General features: G+C 47.7%; 20 protein-coding genes and 1 other annotated feature (1 of these 21 cut by a window edge). Of the genes, 19 read left to right on the plus strand and 1 reads right to left on the minus strand.

What is annotated here, in order from left to right:
- The first annotated feature begins 93 nt into the window (after positions 1-93).
- The 17 genes from MKY97_RS11360 (at position 94) to MKY97_RS11440 (ending at position 17,773) form a co-directional block, all read left to right on the plus strand.
- Complete coding sequence (locus tag MKY97_RS11360; RefSeq protein WP_342555525.1) at positions 94-1,350, plus strand: competence/damage-inducible protein A; 1,257 nt, start codon at positions 94-96, stop codon at positions 1,348-1,350.
- A gap of 239 nt (positions 1,351-1,589) precedes the next feature.
- Positions 1,590-2,654 carry a recombinase RecA gene (gene recA, locus MKY97_RS11365; RefSeq protein ID WP_342555526.1) on the plus strand — a complete coding sequence of 355 codons (1,065 nt, stop codon included), beginning with the start codon at positions 1,590-1,592 and terminating at the stop codon, positions 2,652-2,654.
- A 203-nt stretch (positions 2,655-2,857) separates the two neighbouring features.
- Positions 2,858-3,622, plus strand: a complete 765-nt coding sequence (locus MKY97_RS11370; protein ID WP_342555527.1) for a RecX family transcriptional regulator — start codon at positions 2,858-2,860, stop codon at positions 3,620-3,622.
- Positions 3,623-3,930: 308 nt separating this feature from the next.
- On the plus strand, positions 3,931-5,472 hold the full coding sequence (gene rny, locus MKY97_RS11375; RefSeq protein WP_342555528.1) for a ribonuclease Y: 1,542 nt from the start codon (positions 3,931-3,933) through the stop codon (positions 5,470-5,472).
- An 80-nt stretch (positions 5,473-5,552) separates the two neighbouring features.
- The gene (locus tag MKY97_RS11380; protein WP_342555529.1) at positions 5,553-6,347 is read left to right on the plus strand and encodes a TIGR00282 family metallophosphoesterase; all 795 of its coding nucleotides are present in this window, start codon (positions 5,553-5,555) and stop codon (positions 6,345-6,347) included.
- A 117-nt stretch (positions 6,348-6,464) separates the two neighbouring features.
- Positions 6,465-6,725, plus strand: a complete 261-nt coding sequence (locus tag MKY97_RS11385) for a stage V sporulation protein S (protein ID WP_007430104.1) — start codon at positions 6,465-6,467, stop codon at positions 6,723-6,725.
- Positions 6,726-6,843: 118 nt separating this feature from the next.
- Positions 6,844-7,845 (plus strand): dipeptidase, encoded by a 1,002-nt coding sequence (locus MKY97_RS11390; RefSeq protein WP_342555530.1) that lies wholly within the window; start codon positions 6,844-6,846, stop codon positions 7,843-7,845.
- A gap of 226 nt (positions 7,846-8,071) precedes the next feature.
- Positions 8,072-8,644 (plus strand): phosphate propanoyltransferase, encoded by a 573-nt coding sequence (locus tag MKY97_RS11395; RefSeq protein WP_110893030.1) that lies wholly within the window; start codon positions 8,072-8,074, stop codon positions 8,642-8,644.
- A 316-nt stretch (positions 8,645-8,960) separates the two neighbouring features.
- Positions 8,961-10,517: a tRNA (N6-isopentenyl adenosine(37)-C2)-methylthiotransferase MiaB gene (gene miaB, locus MKY97_RS11400; RefSeq protein WP_342555531.1), complete on the plus strand. Its 1,557-nt coding sequence runs from the start codon at positions 8,961-8,963 to the stop codon at positions 10,515-10,517.
- Positions 10,518-10,800: 283 nt separating this feature from the next.
- A complete protein-coding gene (locus MKY97_RS11405) occupies positions 10,801-11,250 on the plus strand; it encodes a YlbF family regulator (RefSeq protein WP_342555532.1) in 450 nt (149 codons plus the stop codon).
- A 248-nt stretch (positions 11,251-11,498) separates the two neighbouring features.
- A complete protein-coding gene (locus MKY97_RS11410; RefSeq protein ID WP_342555533.1) occupies positions 11,499-11,903 on the plus strand; it encodes a PaaI family thioesterase in 405 nt (134 codons plus the stop codon).
- Positions 11,904-11,987: 84 nt separating this feature from the next.
- Positions 11,988-12,797 (plus strand): NUDIX domain-containing protein, encoded by an 810-nt coding sequence (locus tag MKY97_RS11415; protein WP_342555534.1) that lies wholly within the window; start codon positions 11,988-11,990, stop codon positions 12,795-12,797.
- A 119-nt stretch (positions 12,798-12,916) separates the two neighbouring features.
- The gene (locus MKY97_RS11420; RefSeq protein ID WP_342555535.1) at positions 12,917-13,474 is read left to right on the plus strand and encodes an isochorismatase family cysteine hydrolase; all 558 of its coding nucleotides are present in this window, start codon (positions 12,917-12,919) and stop codon (positions 13,472-13,474) included.
- A 92-nt stretch (positions 13,475-13,566) separates the two neighbouring features.
- Positions 13,567-15,021: a nicotinate phosphoribosyltransferase gene (locus MKY97_RS11425; RefSeq protein WP_342555536.1), complete on the plus strand. Its 1,455-nt coding sequence runs from the start codon at positions 13,567-13,569 to the stop codon at positions 15,019-15,021.
- Positions 15,022-15,412: 391 nt separating this feature from the next.
- Positions 15,413-16,060 (plus strand): hypothetical protein, encoded by a 648-nt coding sequence (locus MKY97_RS11430; protein WP_342555537.1) that lies wholly within the window; start codon positions 15,413-15,415, stop codon positions 16,058-16,060.
- A gap of 14 nt (positions 16,061-16,074) precedes the next feature.
- A complete protein-coding gene (locus MKY97_RS11435; protein WP_342555538.1) occupies positions 16,075-17,082 on the plus strand; it encodes an acryloyl-CoA reductase in 1,008 nt (335 codons plus the stop codon).
- An 88-nt stretch (positions 17,083-17,170) separates the two neighbouring features.
- A complete protein-coding gene (locus MKY97_RS11440) occupies positions 17,171-17,773 on the plus strand; it encodes a hypothetical protein (RefSeq protein ID WP_342555539.1) in 603 nt (200 codons plus the stop codon).
- A gap of 38 nt (positions 17,774-17,811) precedes the next feature.
- Here MKY97_RS11440 and MKY97_RS11445 read toward each other — a convergent pair whose 3' ends face one another.
- The gene (locus MKY97_RS11445; RefSeq protein ID WP_342555540.1) at positions 17,812-18,330 is read right to left on the minus strand and encodes a molybdenum cofactor biosynthesis protein B; all 519 of its coding nucleotides are present in this window, start codon (positions 18,328-18,330) and stop codon (positions 17,812-17,814) included.
- 182 nt (positions 18,331-18,512) lie between these two features.
- Between MKY97_RS11445 and MKY97_RS11450 the strand changes: the two genes are divergently transcribed.
- Together MKY97_RS11450 and MKY97_RS11455 are read left to right on the plus strand one after the other, a co-directional pair.
- Positions 18,513-19,610, plus strand: coding sequence for a GTP-binding protein (locus MKY97_RS11450; RefSeq protein ID WP_342555541.1), 1,098 nt, complete (start codon positions 18,513-18,515; stop codon positions 19,608-19,610).
- A 67-nt stretch (positions 19,611-19,677) separates the two neighbouring features.
- On the plus strand, positions 19,678-20,013 hold the full coding sequence (locus MKY97_RS11455; protein ID WP_342555542.1) for a four-helix bundle copper-binding protein: 336 nt from the start codon (positions 19,678-19,680) through the stop codon (positions 20,011-20,013).
- 243 nt (positions 20,014-20,256) lie between these two features.
- Positions 20,257-20,461 (plus strand) — a binding site (T-box leader) (it continues 84 nt past the right edge of the window).

Below are 20,461 nucleotides of genomic sequence, written 5' to 3' on the forward strand. Positions count from 1 at the left end.
GGGTAATGATGAAAGACTTATCGGGTCAAAGGGCAATAGGAGCTTATCCTATTGCCCTTTGACTACTCAACAAGTGCACAGGAGGAAGCTGAAATGAAAGCAGAGATTATCGCAGTTGGGACAGAGCTGCTGCTGGGACAAATCGTGAATACGAACGCCAGATATCTTTCCCGGGAACTAGCTGCAATGGGGATTGACGTATATTTTCAGACGGTAGTCGGGGATAATCTGAATCGGCTCAGTGAAGCGATACGCATCGCGCAGGGACGTGCAGACATTATTTTATTTTCCGGAGGCATTGGCCCGACCCAGGATGATCTGACCAAAGATGCACTGGCCGCTGTATTGAATCGAAAGCTCCATATTGATCGTATGGCTATGGACAAAATAGAAGGTTTCTTCCGGGATCGGAATGTTGAAATGACGGAGAATAATCGACGTCAAGCCATTGTGCTTGAGGGTGGAACGCCTCTGGCGAATGAAACCGGACTTGCTGCAGGCAACGCGATTGCGGATAACGATAAATATTATGTTGTGATGCCTGGGCCGCCCAAAGAGCTTATTCCGATGTTTGAGCAGGAAGTCAAGCCTTGGCTGTTCCAGCATGCTCTTACAGAAGAGATGCCGATTTATTCTCGTATGCTGAAATTCGCAGGTATTGGGGAGTCTGCTCTGGAGGATCGACTGCTTGACCTGATTGACGGGCAGACAGACCCTACGATTGCTCCTTACGCGAGTGAAGGTGAAGTGACGGTACGCGTCTCTACAAAGGCTCCAAGCGAAGGAGAAGCGAAACTGAAGCTCGATGCCATGGAAGTCCAGATTCGCGAACGGTTGTCTGAACACCTCTACGCCAACGAGGATGTACCGATTGAATACACGATTGTGACAATGATGTCTGATATGGGTCTGACCTTGAGTGCGGCGGAAAGCTGTACTGGAGGGCTCGTGATGCAGAGCCTCACTTCCGTCCCTGGAAGTGCCTCGATGCTGAAAGGCGGCATCGTCTGTTACTCCAATGAGATCAAAGAAAAGCTGCTCAATGTTCCGCACAGTTATCTTGAAGGTGAAGATGCACCGGGCGCGGTTAGTCCAGAAGTGGCAAAAGTGCTTGCTGAGCAGGTCCGCATGATCGGCGATGCCGACTTCGGGCTGGCAGTAACCGGGGTAGCCGGTCCAGGATATTCAGAGCGCAAACCGCCGGGTCTTGTGTTTATAGCTTTGGCTGAGCGCGGGAAGGATACTGAAATTCATGAGCTGCGGATTAACGGTAACCGGGAAACGGTTCGTATTCGTTCGGCAAAGGCGATTCTGTATCGTTTATGGCAAAAATTAGTGGCTATCGATTAAGCGGTGTGAAGCAGATTGCAATTGATTAATTAACGAAGTATAATGAACGAAGACGGAAGAACCGTAAAATGTGGCTTAACAGCCCTGTTTACGGTTCTTTTTCTATTTTTTTATCGATTTCAATGAGGAAGAGGCGCCTCTGCCTGGACAAAAAAACGAATGTATGTTCGAAAAAAAGCTTGGCAAACGAGTTAAAACAAGGTATCATTACATTATAAACAGTAAAGGGTGTGAGTTTATTGTCAGACCGTCGTGCTGCGCTTGATATGGCGCTCCGTCAAATAGAGAAGCAATTTGGTAAAGGTTCCATCATGAAACTGGGTGAGTCGACTCACATGAATGTAGAAATTATTCCCAGCGGATCGTTGGCTTTGGATATTGCATTAGGAACAGGCGGCTTACCAAAAGGCCGTATTGTTGAAATATATGGACCTGAATCTTCAGGTAAAACTACGGTGGCACTGCATGCCATTGCTGAAGTTCAACGTGTAGGTGGACAAGCTGCATTTATTGATGCCGAGCATGCACTGGATCCGAACTATGCAAGCAAACTGGGCGTTAATATTGACGAATTGCTCTTGTCTCAGCCAGATACAGGCGAGCAGGGACTGGAGATCGCCGAAGCTCTTGTACGCAGTGGTGCAGTAGATATCATCGTTATTGACTCCGTAGCTGCTCTCGTACCAAAAGCAGAGATTGAAGGAGAGATGGGCGATTCCCACGTAGGTTTGCAGGCACGTCTGATGTCTCAGGCGCTGCGTAAATTGTCCGGTGCAATCAGCAAATCCAAAACGATTGCCATCTTCATTAACCAGCTTCGTGAAAAAGTTGGCGTAATGTTTGGTAACCCGGAAACCACACCAGGTGGTCGTGCATTGAAGTTCTATTCTACCGTCCGACTGGATGTGCGCCGTATTGAGAGCATTAAGTCAGGTAATGACATTACGGGTAACCGTACGCGTATTAAAGTTGTTAAAAACAAAGTTGCACCTCCGTTTAAACAAGCGGAAGTTGATATTATGTATGGTGAAGGTATTTCCAAAGAGGGAAGTATCATTGATATCGGTACAGATCTGGACATCGTAAACAAAAGTGGTGCTTGGTATTCATACGAAGGTGAACGTTTAGGTCAAGGCCGTGAGAATGCGAAGCAGTTCATGAAAGAACATAAAGAGATTGCTGATATCATTGAACAGAAAATTCGTGAGGCCAGCAATTTGACAACTGCTGTTCCTGCACCGACTAGTGAAGAACAAGAAAAAGAAGCGGCTGAGGAACAGGAATTATTTGAAATCAATGAGTAATCTTCTGTCCGGAGGCAGATTCCTGCCTTCTGGCCTGTCCTTACGCTTGTAATAAACAGGTGTTGAAGCTTATCTAGCTGAATAGGATCGGTTTCTCGCGAAGCGAATTAAACAGCCTCTGTCCATTCCGGACAGAGGCTGTTAGCATCTATGCCATAGTAAGCTGTAAAGATCAAAATATAACGGGGAGCGTGAAGTTTGTAATGAGGCCTCACCAAAGTCAGCAAGAATATGATGAACACGACGAAGAACTTCATGAGCACGCAGCATCAGACGGCATCTCGCAATTTCCGGATGATGAAGAACTTGTAATTACCCGGGTAGAGCGTACCAAGAGCAGAGAAGCCCGGTACCGCATTTCATTTGGCATTTATTCCATTACAGTTCTGGAAGATGTAATGATTAAGTACAGGATGACACGCGGCACGGTTTTTCTTAAGAAGGACCTTGAGGAAATCGTTGTTGCTGATGAGCGTCAGCGAACGTACGTGCAGTCCTTACGTTTTTTGGAGTTTAAGCAGCGTACCCGGCATGAATTGAGCCAGAAGCTCAAGCAAAAGGAATTCGCGGCACCGATCATTGAAGAGGTTTTGGACAGGCTTGAACAGGAAAAACTCATAGATGATGATCTGTTTGCTAAGGAATGGACGAGACAGCGTATGGAGGGCCAGCGGAAGGGAAAACTGTGGATAAGGCAGGAACTGCGTCAAAAGGGCATCGCTAATGATCTCATTGCAGAGGTGCTGGACGATGTGAGTGCAGATGCAGAATTGGACACTGCATTAACAGCGGGCCGTAAAAAATGGAAACAGGTCCGGGGAGACGTGCAGGAGAAGAAACGTAAAACGTTCCCTTACTTGATGCGGCGCGGTTTTAGCATGGAACTGGTGCGCCGGGTTGTAAATCGTTTAATAGAAGAAGATGGAGCGGAAGACGCTGAAGATGACGAAGCCTTGTTATGGGACTAGACGAGAAGACTAACATACTGCATTCTCTTGACAATTTCTTTCGTCAAATACTAAAATGGACATGAGTCTGTAAGAAAAGGACAACCCTTTTTCCTTCCAAAAAAGCGGTTTCGGTTTCTGCGGATTTATACCATTCCTGATTATGGGTTCACTGGAAACAGTGAATAGTACATGTAGTCATGTACATGTGAAATGAAAATCGGCGGGGGATCGCCGTGAGTATTCGTTATTCCCAAACATATGTAAGGTATGAAAACAGCAAATGACCCAAGGCGTGCCTTGGAGGAACCAACGAGGAGGTGAACAGTATGGACATCTTTATCACGATCGTTCTCGTTGTGGCCGCGCTCGTTATTGGGTTCGGAGTCGGATATTTTATTCGCAAATCTCTTGCAGAGGCTAAGATCTCAAGTGCGGAACAAGCTGCCGTACAAATCGTGGAGAACGCGAAGAAAGAGGCAGAGGCACTGAAGAAAGAAACAGTGCTGGAAGCGAAGGATGAAATCCATCGTATTCGCGCTGAAGCTGAAAAAGACACTCGTGAACGTCGGAACGAAATTCAACGACAAGAGAGACGATTGCTGCAAAAAGAAGAGTCGCTGGATAAAAAATTGGAATCACTCGAACGTAAAGAAGAGCAAGTGGCTAACAAAGAGAAACGTATTGATGAAACACAGCAGCAGATCGAAATGATCTACAAAAACCAGGTGACGGAGCTTGAACGAATCTCCAATCTCACGATGGAAGACGCACGCAGTATCATACTGTCCAACGTAGAACAGGAAGTCCGTCATGAGACGGCTCAAATGATCAAGGACATTGAACAGCAGGCGAAGGAAGAAGCGGACAAAAAGTCCCGCGAGATCATTACTCTCGCAATCCAGCGCTGTGCGGCTGACCATGTAGCGGAGACAACCGTATCTGTTGTCACGCTGCCTAATGAAGAAATGAAAGGCCGGATCATCGGTCGTGAAGGACGTAACATCCGTGCGCTTGAAACCCTTACAGGGATTGACCTCATTATTGATGATACGCCAGAAGCTGTTATTCTGTCGGGCTTTGACCCGATTCGTCGTGAGATTGCCCGTACCGCACTGGAGAAACTGGTGGCGGATGGACGGATTCACCCGGCGCGTATTGAAGAAATGGTGGAGAAATCCCGTAAAGAAGTGGACGAGCGTATCCGTGAATACGGTGAACAAGCTACCTTTGAAGTGGGCGTGCATGGTCTGCACCCGGATCTCATCAAGATTCTGGGCCGCCTGAAGTTCCGTACAAGTTACGGTCAGAACGTCTTGAAACATTCGATGGAAGTCGCTTATCTGGCAGGACTGATGGCTGGAGAACTTGGAGAAGACGTAACTTTGGCAAGACGTGCAGGGCTGCTGCATGACATCGGTAAAGCGCTGGATCACGAAGTGGAAGGATCACACGTCGAAATCGGCGTGGAGCTGGCGAAGAAATACAAAGAACACCCAGTGGTTATCAACAGTATCGCTTCCCATCACGGGGACTGCGAGGCAACTTCGGTTATTGCGATGCTGGTTGGTGCAGCGGATGCGCTGTCGGCAGCACGTCCAGGCGCTCGTCGCGAAACACTGGAGACGTATATCAAACGACTGGAGAAGCTGGAAGAGATTTCGGAATCTTTCGAAGGCGTCGAGAAATCGTACGCCATTCAGGCAGGACGCGAGGTTCGCGTTATGGTACAGCCTGAGAAGATCGATGATGCTGAAGCCTTCCGCCTCGCACGTGACATCACCAAGATGATTGAGAATGAACTTGATTATCCAGGTCATATCAAAGTCACTGTAATCCGGGAGACCCGGGCAGTTGAATACGCAAAATAGAGTATTTTGGAAAAGTGGCCGCTTCAGTGGGCCACTTTTCCTGTTCATAAGCCATGCAGGCATTGAGGAGGCAGCAGTTCATGAAAGTTTTGTTTATTGGTGATATTGTAGGTAATGTAGGACGTAAAGCACTCAAAGAAAATTTGCCATACCTGAAATCAAAATATAAACCACATGTGATCATCGTAAATGGTGAAAATGCAGCAGCAGGACGCGGTATAACGGGCGCGATTGCCAATGAATTTTTTAACTGGGGTGTGCATGGTATCACACTTGGCAATCATACATGGGACAATAAGGATATTTTTGATTTTATAGATGATGAACCACGTATGATCAGACCGGCGAATTTTCCGCCAGGTACACCTGGACGCGGCTATACCGTGGTTAAGGGCGAAGGCAGGGAACTTGCGATCGTTAATCTGCAGGGCAGAACATTTTTGCCTGCAATTGATTGTCCTTTTCGCGCAGCGGATGAAATTGTGGATGAGCTGCGCAGGGACTACAAGTGCATTCTCGTAGATATGCATGCGGAAGCAACGTCCGAAAAGATTGCCATGGGCTGGCACCTGGATGGACGCGCATCCTTTGTTGTAGGTACACATACCCATGTGCAGAGCAACGACGAACGGATTTTGCCTGGAGGTACAGCATACTTGACTGATGCAGGCATGGTTGGACCTCGTGACGGTATTCTAGGCATGGAGCGTGAAGCGGTGCTGCGTAAATTTTACACCCAGCTTCCGGTGCGGTTTGTGGTAGACGATGGCAAGTGGCATTTTCACGGCGTAATCGTTGATATTGACGAAGCGACCGGGGCGGCCACAAAGATTGAGAAGATTCGGTTAATGGAAGACGAGTGGCGTATGGAATAGGGGTATTGTCCCATTTTGCCGGGATACCCTGCTAAAAAGAAGGAATTTTTTTGCCTCCCGCGAATAACATCTAGTAAGTGGAAACAAACTTTCAACATTCCCAGGGAGGTACTTACCATGGATGTATTAAAAGTTTCAGCAAAGTCCAACCCTAACTCTGTAGCCGGCGCTCTTGCAGGAGTTCTTCGTGAACGCGGCAATGCTGAACTGCAGGCAATTGGAGCGGGAGCACTGAACCAAGCTATTAAAGCGGTAGCGATTGCCCGGGGATTTGTAGCACCAAGCGGAGTTGACCTGATTTGTATTCCAGCTTTTACAGACATAGTGATCGACGGTGAGGACCGAACGGCCATCAAGCTGATTGTGGAGCCCAGATAATACATGAATTAAACGTATGTATGAGCCTGTTTACGAATGAAGTAGACAGGTTTTTTTGCGTTATTTTCCGAAGAATGATAAGAGATATGGGTAATTAAACATGGCGGGAGGGTTAGGTATGTCGAGAACGGACTGGGTTATAGCTGATTTTCATTGTGATGCATTGAGCAAACTGCTTCTGCGGCCTGAGCTTTCCTTTGAGGATGCTCCTGAGCTGGATGTTAACCTACAGCGTGTGCAGGAGGGCGGAGTGGGTCTGCAGGCGTTTGCGATCTATCTTCCAGAGGTGCTGGGCCGAGGAAAGTTTGAACATGTGGTGGGGCAGTTGGAACTGTATCGTAATAAGGCAGCGCACAGCGCACAGCGCTCCAGTGGGGTTAAGACACTGCTCTGGCGTGAACAGGCACTTAAGATGCAGACGGAGCCAAAAGGCTCTCCATGGGGGCTGCTTACGCTGGAGGGCGTGGACGGGCTGGAGGGCAGCCTGTTCTATCTGGAATTGTGCTTTCAGATGGGAGTTCGGATTGTTGGTCTTACGTGGAATCATGCGAACTGGGCTGCAGATGGTATCATGGAGAAGCGCGGTGCGGGGTTGACAGAGAAAGGCAGGGAACTGGTGAGCCTGTGCAATCGGATCGGCATGCTGCTGGACGTATCTCATTTGTCGGAAAAGGGTTTCTGGGAACTGGCCGATCTTAGCGAGCGCCCGTTCATCGCCTCTCATTCAAACAGCTACAGCGTATGTCCGCATGTACGCAATCTAAAGGATGATCAGATTCAGGCCATCATTGCGAGGGACGGGCGCATTGGCTTGACGTTTGTGCCTTGGTTTGTCAAAGAAGAGAACATGGTAAGGATAACGGATTTGCTGCCGCATATTGAGCAGATCTGTTCCCTTGGCGGGGCTCATCATCTGATGATGGGATCTGATTTTGACGGGATTTCGACTAAAATCCAAGGTCTGGAGCATGCTGGATGTTATCCGAAGCTGACAGAAATATTGCTGAAGCATTATGACGAAACATTGGTGCGCGGCTGGTTATGGGGGAATGCCATGCGTTATCTCGGGGAACACTTGCCAGAGGGGACGCGGGTGGATACGAATGAGTTTGAAATATGAGAGAAGAGAAAGAGAAGACAAGTAAAATAAAGCAGGATGAAAGATGTGATAAATCTCACTTTTTTTAAGTTGAGTACCTGAAAGTGGAAATGATTTAGCTGAAATAAGTGTATTTCATGAATTTTCAGGAAGTTTATTTTCATTTCACAGTAAAAAGGAGTATAATACCACTTGGATTGTTAAGAGCCTGTCTACAGGCCATAGATAAACAAGGAGTGAATTTACGATGAGTAAAACAGTACCTGTGGGCGTATCCGCCCGTCACATTCATGTATCCCAAGAGCACGTTGACATTTTGTTCGGCAAAGGTTATGAACTGACTGAATTTAAACCTCTGTCCCAACCCGGACAGTATGCTGCGAACGAAACTGTTGCGGTGATCGGTTCCAAAGGACAGTTTGATAAAGTGCGTATCCTCGGACCTGTTCGTCCGGAAACACAACTGGAAATCTCCATGACGGATTCTTTTGCGATCGGTGTAAAAGCACCAGTCCGTGAATCCGGAAGCATCGAAGGCACACCAGGCATCACGATTAAAGGACCAGCTGGCGAAGTTACCATCGACAAAGGTGTAATCGTTGCGGCTCGTCACATTCACTTCCACACGTCTGATGCCGCAAAATGGGGCATTGAGGACAAACAAATGCTGAAAGTCCGTTTGGGTGGAGCGCGTGGTCTGGTATTGGAAAATGTATTGGCGCGTGTATCCGACTCCTTTGCGCTGGATATGCACATCGACACAGATGAAGCAAATGCTGCAGGCGCCCGTAACGGCGATACAGCTGAAATCATCGACTAATGACTCTAGGCCGTCTTCAAGTACAGTATTCGTTTGCTGTGCTTGAAGGCAATATGTAAGAAAACACCTGAGTACACTGAGAGCAGCAGTTCGTTTAAACTGCCCATCAGCGTGCTCAGGTTTTTTTGTATAGAGGGCGGATATAAGCGGCGAGGGCCATTCGGAAAGCGACCCCGTTTGCATGTGGAACTACAGCCCAATTCATGTTATAATTTGCTGTAATGCTCTTTTGATGTATGAAGAATGAAATGGACGTATTTTGTGATGAAATGAACGCTTTTAATGAAATAGAGGCTGTAAGGAGTGACCGAAGGAAATGGCTAAAGACTCAAAAAAGGATTACTCCCAATATTTTGATTTCTCCGATGCCAAAGTAATTTCGCAAGATGAATTCAGCAAAAAAATTAGAATTCGCGGCCGTGAGATCAATATCAAAGCGGAACCGAACCATCGTCAGGAGAAACAAAGGGGTAAGGAAGATATTCAGGTTCTGTATGAGACGGCTGTTCCTGAAGAATTGAAAACGATCGGAAAAGGCAAGCATTATATCGTATATACCTATGGATGTCAGATGAATGAACATGACTCCGAGACGATTAAAGGTCTGCTCGAGACGATGGGATATCAAGCTACAGAAGATCGCAAAGCGGCCGATATCATTCTGCTTAACACTTGTGCGATTCGCGAAAATGCAGAAGACAAGGTTTTTGGTGAACTCGGTCATCTCAAAGCGCTGAAACTCGAAAATCCAGGTTTATTGCTTGGCGTCTGTGGTTGTATGTCTCAGGAAGAGGGCGTCGTTAACCGGATCATGCAGAAACATGGTTTTGTCGACATGATCTTTGGGACCCATAATGTACACCGTCTGCCGCATCTGATTCAGGAAGCGCTCTTCAGTAAAGAGATGGTTGTTGAGGTGTGGTCGAAGGAAGGCGACATCATTGAGAACCTGCCGAAGAAACGGGAAGGTATGCGCGGCTGGGTAAACATTATGTATGGTTGCGACAAGTTCTGTACATATTGCATCGTACCGTTTACTCGGGGTAAAGAACGCAGCCGTCGTCCAGAGGATGTTATTGCAGAAGTAAGAGAGCTGGCTAGACAGGGATTCAAAGAAATCACGCTCCTGGGTCAGAATGTAAATGCGTACGGTAAAGACTTTACCGATCTGAAGTATACGTTCGGAGACTTGATGGACGATATTCGCAAAATAGATATACCACGTGTGCGTTTCACTACAAGCCATCCACGCGACTTCGATGACCATTTGATCGAGGTGCTTGCGAAAGGCGGCAATCTGGTGGAGCATATTCACCTGCCAGTGCAGTCGGGCAGTACAGAAGTGCTCAAACGTATGAGCCGTAAGTACACCCGGGAACACTATCTCAATCTGGCAGCGAAAATCAAAGCTGCGATTCCAGATGTGGTTCTAACAACCGATTTTATTGTAGGATTCCCTGGTGAAACAGATGAGCAGTTTGAAGATACGCTTTCGCTGGTGCGCGAAGTCGGTTATGATTTTGCTTATACGTACATCTACTCTCCGCGTGAAGGCACGCCTGCAGCAGTGATGGAAGATAATGTACCGATGGAAGTGAAAAAAGAACGTTTGAAACGCCTGAATGAAACGGTTAACGAGTACAGTCATCGCAGCAATGAGCAGCAGCGTGGCAGGATTGTTGAAGTGCTTGTAGAAGGCGAGAGTAAACGAAACTCAACCGTCCTAGCTGGACGTACGCGCAGCAACAAGCTGGTGCATTTTGAAGGGCCTAAGGAACTGATCGGTTCGTTTGTGCAGGTGGAAATTACCGATCCGATGACGTTTTATATTCGCGGTAACCTGCTCACCGAGCCCGTTGCTGCGAATCAGTAATAGACTAACACTCATTATTAAGATGAGATCTCCTAAGGTTCAATGTGAAGTTTGGACATGCTGCTCAAGCAGCGAAGGGAACGGAATCGATTCTGAAGAAGCGTTAGCGTTCGCCTTTGTCGCCGGATTTTCCCCTTTTTCGAAAAAAGGATCAAAAAAATCCGGGAATAACAGCGATCGAAAGAACGATCCGAACCCGGAGCGTCCGCTCGAGCAGATGTCCTAACATCTATTGAACCGCAATCTCATCTTATAATCATCTCATACGAATGGAGCGATCACAGTGGCGCAGGAAGAAGTGCAGTACAACCATTATGGAATGCCTACCTACGATACGCGCAATCTGATCATACGCGACGACATTATGGGAAAGGCCAAAGAATTGGCAGATATGCTCGGTACGAGCGAAGAAGTAAAACAGTTCCAGCAGGCCGAAGCCAAAATTCGGGATCATGAGCGTATTCAGCAATTGATCGCAACAATTAAAAAGAAGCAAAAGGAAATTGTTGCTTTTGAGAGTTTTAACAACAGCGGAATGGTGAGCAAGATAGAACAGGAAATTGATGAATTGCAAAATGAACTGGACAGCATTCCACTTGTAACCGAGTTCCAGCAGAGTCAGAGCGACATCAATTATCTGCTTCAGCTTGTCATCTCCGTCATTCGAGATACAGTATCCGAAAAAGTCAACGTCGAAGCGGGAACGGATTCACCTCCGACCAGCTGCGGTTAAAAGAACGGAAGGGTGCGGACGCAGTCCGCGCCTTTTTGACATGATGGGACACAGGGAGTGGAGCGGCAATCGCAGGCATATGGGGAACGTACTTTAAGCGAGGCTCCACGCTGTGGAGTTATTTGGTTTGGGTTCGCTGGATAAGCGTGCGGGCATATCATAATAATTGAAAACGGTGGACAACTCAATAATTGATAATCACATCTAGAGTTCGTGAGACAACATGTGAAACAAAGGAGAAATGAAACATGAGTATTTTGGACAAAATGGTGGAAGACGGGGATGGTCGGTTTTGGGGATTCCTTGGATGCCGTTACATCAAGGGCAGCAAACAGGAAGTTCAGATCGCGCTAACAGCAGGTGAGCAGCATACCAACTCGATGGGGATCATTCATGGCGGTGTGCTGACCTCACTTATGGATCAGGGGATGGGCATGGTCGCGGCAGCAGCCATGGAGGTTGACGGATGTGTTACAACAAACCTCAATGTACATTTTCTTGCACCAATGAGACAGGGTGAATTACGGGTAACGTCTACCGTGCTTCATCAGGCGGGACGCAGCATCACGACTCAATCTGAGGTTCGAGACGCGTCAGGAACCTTGGGATGTATGGCTACAGCTACATTTCGAGTGGCGAAACCGAGAGTCTGAAGAGCGGCATTGTAATCCACGGTTGACAAAAGATATTATTATGTCATAATGAGATTATCAAAATGAAAATAGTCGGTGGTGCCCATGAGCGAAAATAACAAATACGTTAATACTGAACCAGCGAATGATGAACTTGAAGCACGTAACTATAGTTCCAAAAAATATCGCACCCCGGACGGGGTTCCTGCTGATATCGTCATGTTCACACTGACGAAGAGGGAACGCAAGACAGTAACCAAAACCCTCCCGATTCGGGAGTTGAAGGTCATGTTAATTAAACGCAAGGGCTGGCCGTTTGCAGGAAGATGGGCTTTGCCGGGTGGATTCTGTCAGGAGAATGAGTCCATTTACGGGGCGGCAAAGCGCGAATTGATGGAAGAAACGGGTGTGGACGGCGGACATCTGGAATATCTGAACGTTTACAGTCAGCCGGGACGTGATCCGAGAGGATGGATTATCTCTCATGCCTTCTTTGCTCTTGTAGAGGAATGGATGCTGGAACATCGTCAGGCAGCAGATGATGCTGAAGATGTGGGGCTGTTTACAATCCAGGAAGCGCTGGAGGAACTGGAACTTGCTTTTGATCATCGAACGATCATTGAAGATGCGTACAGACGGATTCAACAGCAGATGCTGGAGACGACGATTGCCAGACAGTTTCTGCCGCGTGATTTCACGTTAAGTGAATTATATCAGGTGATCCAGAGCGTCGTACCCGATTTTGAAGAACCTAATTTTATTCGTAAAATTACATCCACACGCAGTCGCAAAGGGATCGTTGAGGAAGTACGCGATGATGAGGGCAATCTGGTCAGCTCGAATCAATATTCCCAGCGACCGGCACAGCTGTATCGGTTCACTGAGCTTGTACCTCGATTATCAATCTATACGTAATACGCACAATCGTTGAACGCGAAATTTGTAAAATCAGGGTTTATGATTTCCAATCCGCTGCGTGAGAAGCAAATTTCTGGCTAATGCATTCAACCCATTCAAAAGAGGGAGTGTGGACGATGAAAGCATTGATTGTTATTGATTTTACACGGGACTTTGTCACAGGTGCGCTGCCTGTAGGCCAGCCCGCTGTGGAGATTGACGAGACGGTAGCGGCAATTACAGAGGCTTACTGCAGCAATAAAGACGAAGTGATTATGGCGGTAGACCTGCATGAAGGAAATGATCCGTACCATCCGGAGACTGTTCTTTTTCCGCCTCACAACATCCGGGGGACAGAAGGAAGACATCTGTACGGCCGTCTGGCTGAGGTTATGGAAAAGCGAAAGGACGAGATTCGCTGGATGGATAAAACCAGATACAGTGCGTTCTGCGGAACAGACCTGGAGTTAAAGCTGCGCGAACGGGGCATAACGGATATCGCTCTGATTGGGGTATGTACGGACATATGTGTACTTCACACTGCGGTTGATGCCTATAACAAAGGATTTCATATTACCATTTATGAGGATGCTGTAGCGAGCTTTAACCCCGCGGGACATGATTGGGCACTTTCACACTTTCGCTCAAGCATGGGTGCGCAGGTGGTTAAGGCAAGCGAAACGATTTTGGCCTGATTCGTCACCAGTGAATGCGGTGTAATCAGCTTTAAGCCCGTATTTTCAGGCGTGGCCTGAAAAACGAGCGGAAGTCAGAGAGGATGAGACAAATGCAGACAACAAGCCTGGCTTTACATACGGATAAATATCAGATCAACATGATGTATGCGCACTGGGTGAATGGTACACACAAACGGAAGGCAGTCTTCGAAGCCTACTTCCGCAAGCTTCCTTTTGGCAACGGTTATGCCGTATTTGCCGGATTGGAGCGCATTGTAAATTATATCAGCCAGCTTCGCTTCACCATGGAGGACATCAAATTTTTATCCAAACAACCAGAGAACTATGATCCGGTCTTTCTAGAGGAATTGCTTCAGTTCTCATTTCAGGGAACGATTCATTCCATGAAGGAAGGTGCAGTTGTTTTTCCTGACGAACCGCTCATTCGGGTTGAAGGCACCATTATGGAAACGCAGCTGGTGGAAACAGCAATTCTGAACTTCATGAATTATCAGACCCTCATTGCGACAAAGGCATCCCGCATTAAACAGGTAGCACAGGGGGATACCCTGCTTGAGTTCGGAACACGCCGGGCACAAGAAGCTGATGCGGCAATCTGGGGTGCACGTGCTTCGTATATTTCCGGTTTTCATGCGACATCTAATATGCTGGCAGGTGAACAATTCGGCATTCCCACAGCGGGTACCCACGCACATTCTTGGGTGCAGAGCTTCATGAGCGAGCAGGAGGCTTTCGATGCCTACGCAAGAGTACTGCCGGATCAGGTGACACTGCTCGTAGATACGTTTGATACGCTGAATAGCGGCGTTCCTCATGCGATCAAAACAGGCAAGTGGCTGGAAAGTCAGGGCAAAAAAATGAATGCGATTCGTCTCGATAGCGGCGACCTTGCGTATCTATCGATTCAGGCGCGCCAGATGCTGGATGAAGCCGGACTTCATTATGTGAAAATCGTAGCTTCGAATGATTTGGATGAAAACACCATTTTTAACCTCAAAGCTCAAGGTGCTCGGATCGACACATGGGGTGTTGGTACGCAGTTGATTACCGCTTCGGATCAGCCTTCACTGGGCGGTGTATACAAACTGGTAGAGCGTGAAGTGAACGGAGAAATGCTTCCGACGCTTAAAATATCAGCCAATCCCGAAAAGGTATCTACGCCGGGTAAAAAAGAAGTATTCCGCATCATTGATCCGAAGCACGGCAAGGCCATTGCAGATTATATCTGTTATCCGGAAGAGGAACAGCCGCTTCAGGGCGGTCCGCTCAAGCTGTTCAACCCGCTTCATCCATATCTGAAAAAGACGGTCACCCGCTATGAGGCAGTCAACATGCTGGAACCGATATTTGTAAATGGACGTAAAGTGTATGATCTGCCTACTCTGGATGAGATACGTGCATACCATAAGGAGCAGCTGAATCTCTTCTGGCCTGAGTACCAGCGGAAGCTGAATCCGGAGATTTATCGTGTGAACATCAGCCCGGCAGCTTGGAATATGAAACAGAAGCTGATTGCTGAACATGTGAAATCAACAGAAGAGTAACATCTTTAATGGATATCGAATCAACGAAGGCATAACCCGACAGTCAGTCCGGGCTTGTGCCTTTTTGATATGGTACGACTTTCGATGCGAATCAAGATGTGTGCAGCTTCATAGAAAATGACTGAAGGAAGGCGTACACTTCGTTTGTTAAGATATACTTGCGCTTGCAGTGCAGCTTCCTCCTCATTTTACATGTTTTTCTCCAAACTTCTCAGCTGCAGCATTCAAACGATTATTTCTCGGGAAACCGCAGGAAACGTCAAATCCCGCCACGTTCTGATCTGTACTTTAAATCAAGAGAGAGAGGAGGAAGCGTTTTGATTCAGACTGCGAAGAAGAGTTGTTTCAATAACCTGTCAGCAGGGGATGAAAGGTAGAGGGGGCTGCCAATATGAGGTACATACTAGGGTTGATTTGGATCGCTTTCACAGCTTACGCATTGTTTTTTGCACCGGGAAATTCTCCCGCTAATGATCCGATTTTCAAAGAGCTGCTTAGAATGCGCAGCGAGGAACCATGGGTGCTGACTGTTTTTTCGTGGCTGGGTATTTTCCCGGCGGTGTATGCCTGCATGTTACTTCGCAAACCGGTGAAAACGCGTGAGGGCCGGCATATACCTGCTTGGCCATTCGTCTTGTTTTCCTTTGGTCTGGGGGCGTTTGCGCTGCTGCCCTATTTTGCGTTAAGCTCCCCTTTAGGAAAAGGGATATCAGCAGATTCTTTGTCGTCTCTGAAACAGTCCAAATCTGGCATTTCGCGAGTGGCTTCACATAGGCTGACCCATCTGATCCTGCTGTTACTAACACTGGGAGCGGCGCTCTATGCGCTGCTTCTAGGGAACCCGGAGCGTTTCGAGCAAACATTCAATGAATCTTCGTTTGTCCATATTATGACGATTGATTTTGTTGTACTAACTTTGCTGTCCACGATTGCAACCTTCCGGGATGCCAAAGTGAATGGACGAGCATCAAACTGGGCTTGGGCAGGGCTGCTGCCGCTTGCAGGACCGATACTTTATCTGCTTACCGAACGAAAATAAAGGAGATGATCCGGATGAAAGAACCATTTCAAGCTTATGTAATACGTAAGGATGATCAAGAAAGAGTAACCGCTAATATAGAGCAGTTGAAAAAGGAGGATCTGCCTAACGGTGACGTGACCATACAGGTACATTATTCCAGTGTGAATTATAAGGATGGGCTTGCGTCAAAAGAAAACGGAGGTGTCGTTCGCGAATACCCGATCGTGCCTGGAATTGATCTGGCAGGAACGGTGGAAGAATCCGTGAGCGGACGTTTTGCACCTGGTGACCGAGTAATTAGTACCGGATTTGAACCAGGCGTGTCCCATTACGGTGGATACAGTGAGTATGCTCGTCTGCGGAGTGAGTGGTTGGTGCCTCTGCCGCAAGGACTGAGTGAGAAGGAAGCGATGGCGATTGGAACAGCAGGATTCACTGCGGCGCTTTCGGTTGATGCTTTGTTACATGCTGGCATTACGCCGCAAATGGGCAAAATTCTCGTTACAGGTGCCACTGGAGGGGTGGGCAGCATGGCGATTGCTATTCTTGCGAAGCTGGGCTTTGAAGTAACGGCGAGCACAGGTAAAAAGCAGCAGGAAGAGGCACTGCTTCGCAGTTTGGGAGCCGCCGAAGTGATCTCGCGCGAAGAAGCGGATGCTCCGCTTAAGGGGGTCATGGGCAAACAGAAGTGGGCTGGAATCATCGATCCGACAGCGGGACCGGCACTTGGGGAGCGTTTGAAGCAGATACAGTATGGAGGAGCTGCTGCCGTATCGGGCTTAACCGGAGGAAATAATTTTGAATCGACGGTGTATCCATTTATTTTGCGCGGAATTCAGCTGATTGGCATTGACTCCGTGTATTGTCCCATGGAACGTCGGGAACGCATCTGGAACAAGCTGGGGAGTGAGTGGAAACCCGATCGTGCTCTTGCGCTGGGTGTTCAGGAAATTACGCTGAAACAGCTGCCGCACACTTTAACCAACATACTGCAGGGCGGTGCGGTAGGGCGCAGCGTTGTACGTATGCTGACCGAATAGTGTATGGAATAAAAGGTTTACCTCCAAGACATCCTAATTCTACCTGAGAGAGTTACCATATTGGGGCTCATGGAAAGGAAGGATAGGTATGTTTTTGAATGAAAAGGAACGGAGTCCGGCTGTTCGGAAAGCGAGACGCAGCGTGATATTAGGTGGAGTACTGCTGGTGATGGTAGGGTCTCTGACAGCTTGTACGGCAGCATCCATAGAGCAGGAGCGAAAGGTTTATACACGCGAAGCTGCGGCTGAAGGAAACTTCAGGGCGAAACAGCAGGGACACGGTTTAAATGGAACGTTAGCCAGAGAGCTGACCGCAGGTTTTGCCGCCAAAAACATTAAACTAATGAATAACATGTTTGAGGATGACCGCGAGGGCGGCATGTCTTACATGTATTTATTAAATGGCAGTGCACGGCATATCGTCAAAGTACACATCTACCGTGATGCGGACACCCGGACTGCTCAGATGGAAGAGATGTACGGCGAGCGTAAAGACAATGCGGTGCTGGAAAACGTAATGGGCAGAACGACAATTCGCAGCAAGGGGCATGTATCGTTCGTCTACACAGCGTCCGGCGGGGAAAAAGATATGTATGAACAGGATGTGCTTCAGGTATTTCAGCATGTACTGGACGAAATAAAAGAGGAGGGGCACGCAGTTAAGTTAAATAAAGGAAGTAAGCGAGAATAAGGAAGCAAAAAAGGAAGCGACAAACCCGTCTGAATCGTTCAGACGGGTTTGTATATTTCACGCATCACATGGCGCAGCTCAGGTAAAATAATACGCTCCATGGCCAGTTTGACCGCTCCGCGTGACCCTGGCATGGAAAACACAGCAGTTCTTCCGATTGTCCCGGCAACCGCTCGGCTTAATATGGCAGCCGAACCAATATCCTCGGTATAGCTGAGATAGCGGAATATTTCACCGAAGCCCGGCAATTCTTTGTCCAGTAGAGAGGATACAGCTTCGTACGTGTTGTCCCGGGGAGCGATCCCCGTACCGCCGCTCAGCAGCACGGCTTCGATATCATCCCGTACAGCAGCTTCCTGCAGGATGCTCTGAATCCGTTCTGTCTCGTCAGGTGTAATGAGATACTCCACGACTTTATAACCGGCTTGATGCAGCAGCTCGTGTATAAGCTGACCGCTGGTGTCCGTTTCTTTGGTACGTGTGTCAGAGACCGTGACTATCATACAGGCAGTCGTTTGCGGCGCCTCCTGCCGGTGCTGTTCAACTGAATTGGTCATGGGGAAATCCTCCTTGAATAACTTGTTCTCATAGCATAGACCATTCATGGGAATGAGGCAATGAAGTTTTCGACTGCGATCGAGGAACAGAGGGAGCGTATTGCACAACAATTACAGGATAGTGTACACTCGCTAAATAGACTGAGGCTAGGCCGCATGATTGGCAGAAAGGTGTGTGTAAGATGAGTATGGCTAAGGAGCAAAAACAAAGCATTCCTGTATATATCCTGTCCGGTTTTTTGGGAAGCGGCAAAACGACACTGCTCGTTAAACTGATCGAATACTGGAAGCAGCAGGGACTTCGTCCAGCTGTCGTGATGAATGAGCTGGGAGAAGTGAATCTGGATGGGCAGATTGTAGATGAGGAAGTACCTATGACGGAAATGTTAGGCGGATGCATCTGCTGCACTGTTCGTGGTGATCTTGGACTGCAGCTTGCAGACCTCGTTCAGGAAGAGTCGCCCGATGTAATCGTAATTGAGGCAACCGGTGCGGCCAATCCGATGGAAATACTGGATGCCGTAACGGAGACTTCGCTGTATATGCGGCTGGAGTTGAAAAGTCTGATCACCGTGGTCGACGCAGCTCATCTGTCGGGTCTGTATCAGGAGCAGAAGGGTAAAACATTCAAGCTGATGCAGGAACAGATTCGCTGTGCATCCGTGCTTCTTTTGAATAAAACGGATCGCGTTCAAACAGAGCAGCTGCGGGAACTGGAACAGCTGTTGAACAAGTGGAACGGCTTTGCCCCGGTGATTCCTACGGTCAAATGTGAAGTGCAGATGGAACATTTGCTTCACAGCGGCAATGAGATTCACCTGCAGCAGTCTGGTGCAGATATTGGAAAATCAAACGATGAAGCTGAGCATCATGTGCATACAGATGCCTGTCGTACACATGGATGCAGTCATGGACATGAGTATAAACATGGACATCACAGTAATTCTTCGGATTCTCAGCACAAGCTTGCCTCCAGGCCTCATACGTCACATGAACATGTGATGGTATATACGCATTATTTCAGCCAGCCGGTGAACAGCGAAGCGTTTGAACGGTTTGTGGCTGGTTTGCCGCGTGATATCTACCGGGCAAAAGGTATTCTCTCTTTTAGTGATACGGCAAGCCGGTTCTGGTTTCAATATGCCTATCGTGAATCGGATTATATGAAGATCACACCGCAAGGTGAAGTACCGAATGTTGCCGTGTTCATTGGTGAACATTTTGATCAGACTGTCATTCGTGAACAGTTACTGGAACTGGAAGCAATAAAACAAGAGTAATGGTTCAAAGTTCCTTCCGGATGGGTATTAAGAAGCATAGCAAACTTTGCCTGGGAGGTAACTTTAAATGACACAACAACAATACCAACAATGTATCGATGCTTGCCTGGAGTGCATGAATGCTTGCAATGTATGTTACATATCAAGTCTGAAAGAATATGATCTGGCTATGCTGCGTGATTGTATTCGTCTTAACCGCGAATGTGCTGACATATGTGCATTTGCTGCACAAGCGATGACTCGTGGAAGTGACTTTATCGGCGAAATCTGTGAATTGTGCGTCAAAGCATGTGAAGCTTGTGCGGCGGAATGCGGCAAACACGAACATGACCACTGCCAAGCCTGCGCAGAAGCCTGCCGTGCATGTGCTGAAGCCTGCCGTTTAATGGCAGCCGTGGCCTAATCTGTACGTTATTGAAATCATGTTTAACCATGTAGGATATAGATGTAAATAACATATGGTGTTAGTAATGATCCCCTTGAATAAGCAGAAATGCAGGAATTCGGACGCCTGCATTCGTTCATTCAGGGGGTTTTTGCTATGGATGTCCTTTATGAAAAAGTGCATGTTCAAGCAGGCAGGTAGATTATCAGGTTGCCAAGGCATACCAGGATATGTATAATAATCTGCAATGAATAAAATACAGCAGTATCAATGATCGGGAGAGTAGCTCAGATTCAACCATAACAGCGAGCCGGGGCAGGTGTAAGCCGGCATGGAATGTCCTGAGTGAAGCGCACCCGTGAGATGGTTATCCGAAGCTATATATATAGTCCTGCAGGATTGTATATCTTGGATTTGAGGGTAATCCGGCCTGCAGCCGTTATTTGCACCGAGCGGAATCGTAAGT

The sequence above is a fragment of the Paenibacillus sp. FSL R7-0652 genome (genome assembly GCF_038595045.1).
In the GTDB taxonomy this organism is placed as follows: Bacteria; Bacillota; Bacilli; order Paenibacillales; family Paenibacillaceae; genus Paenibacillus.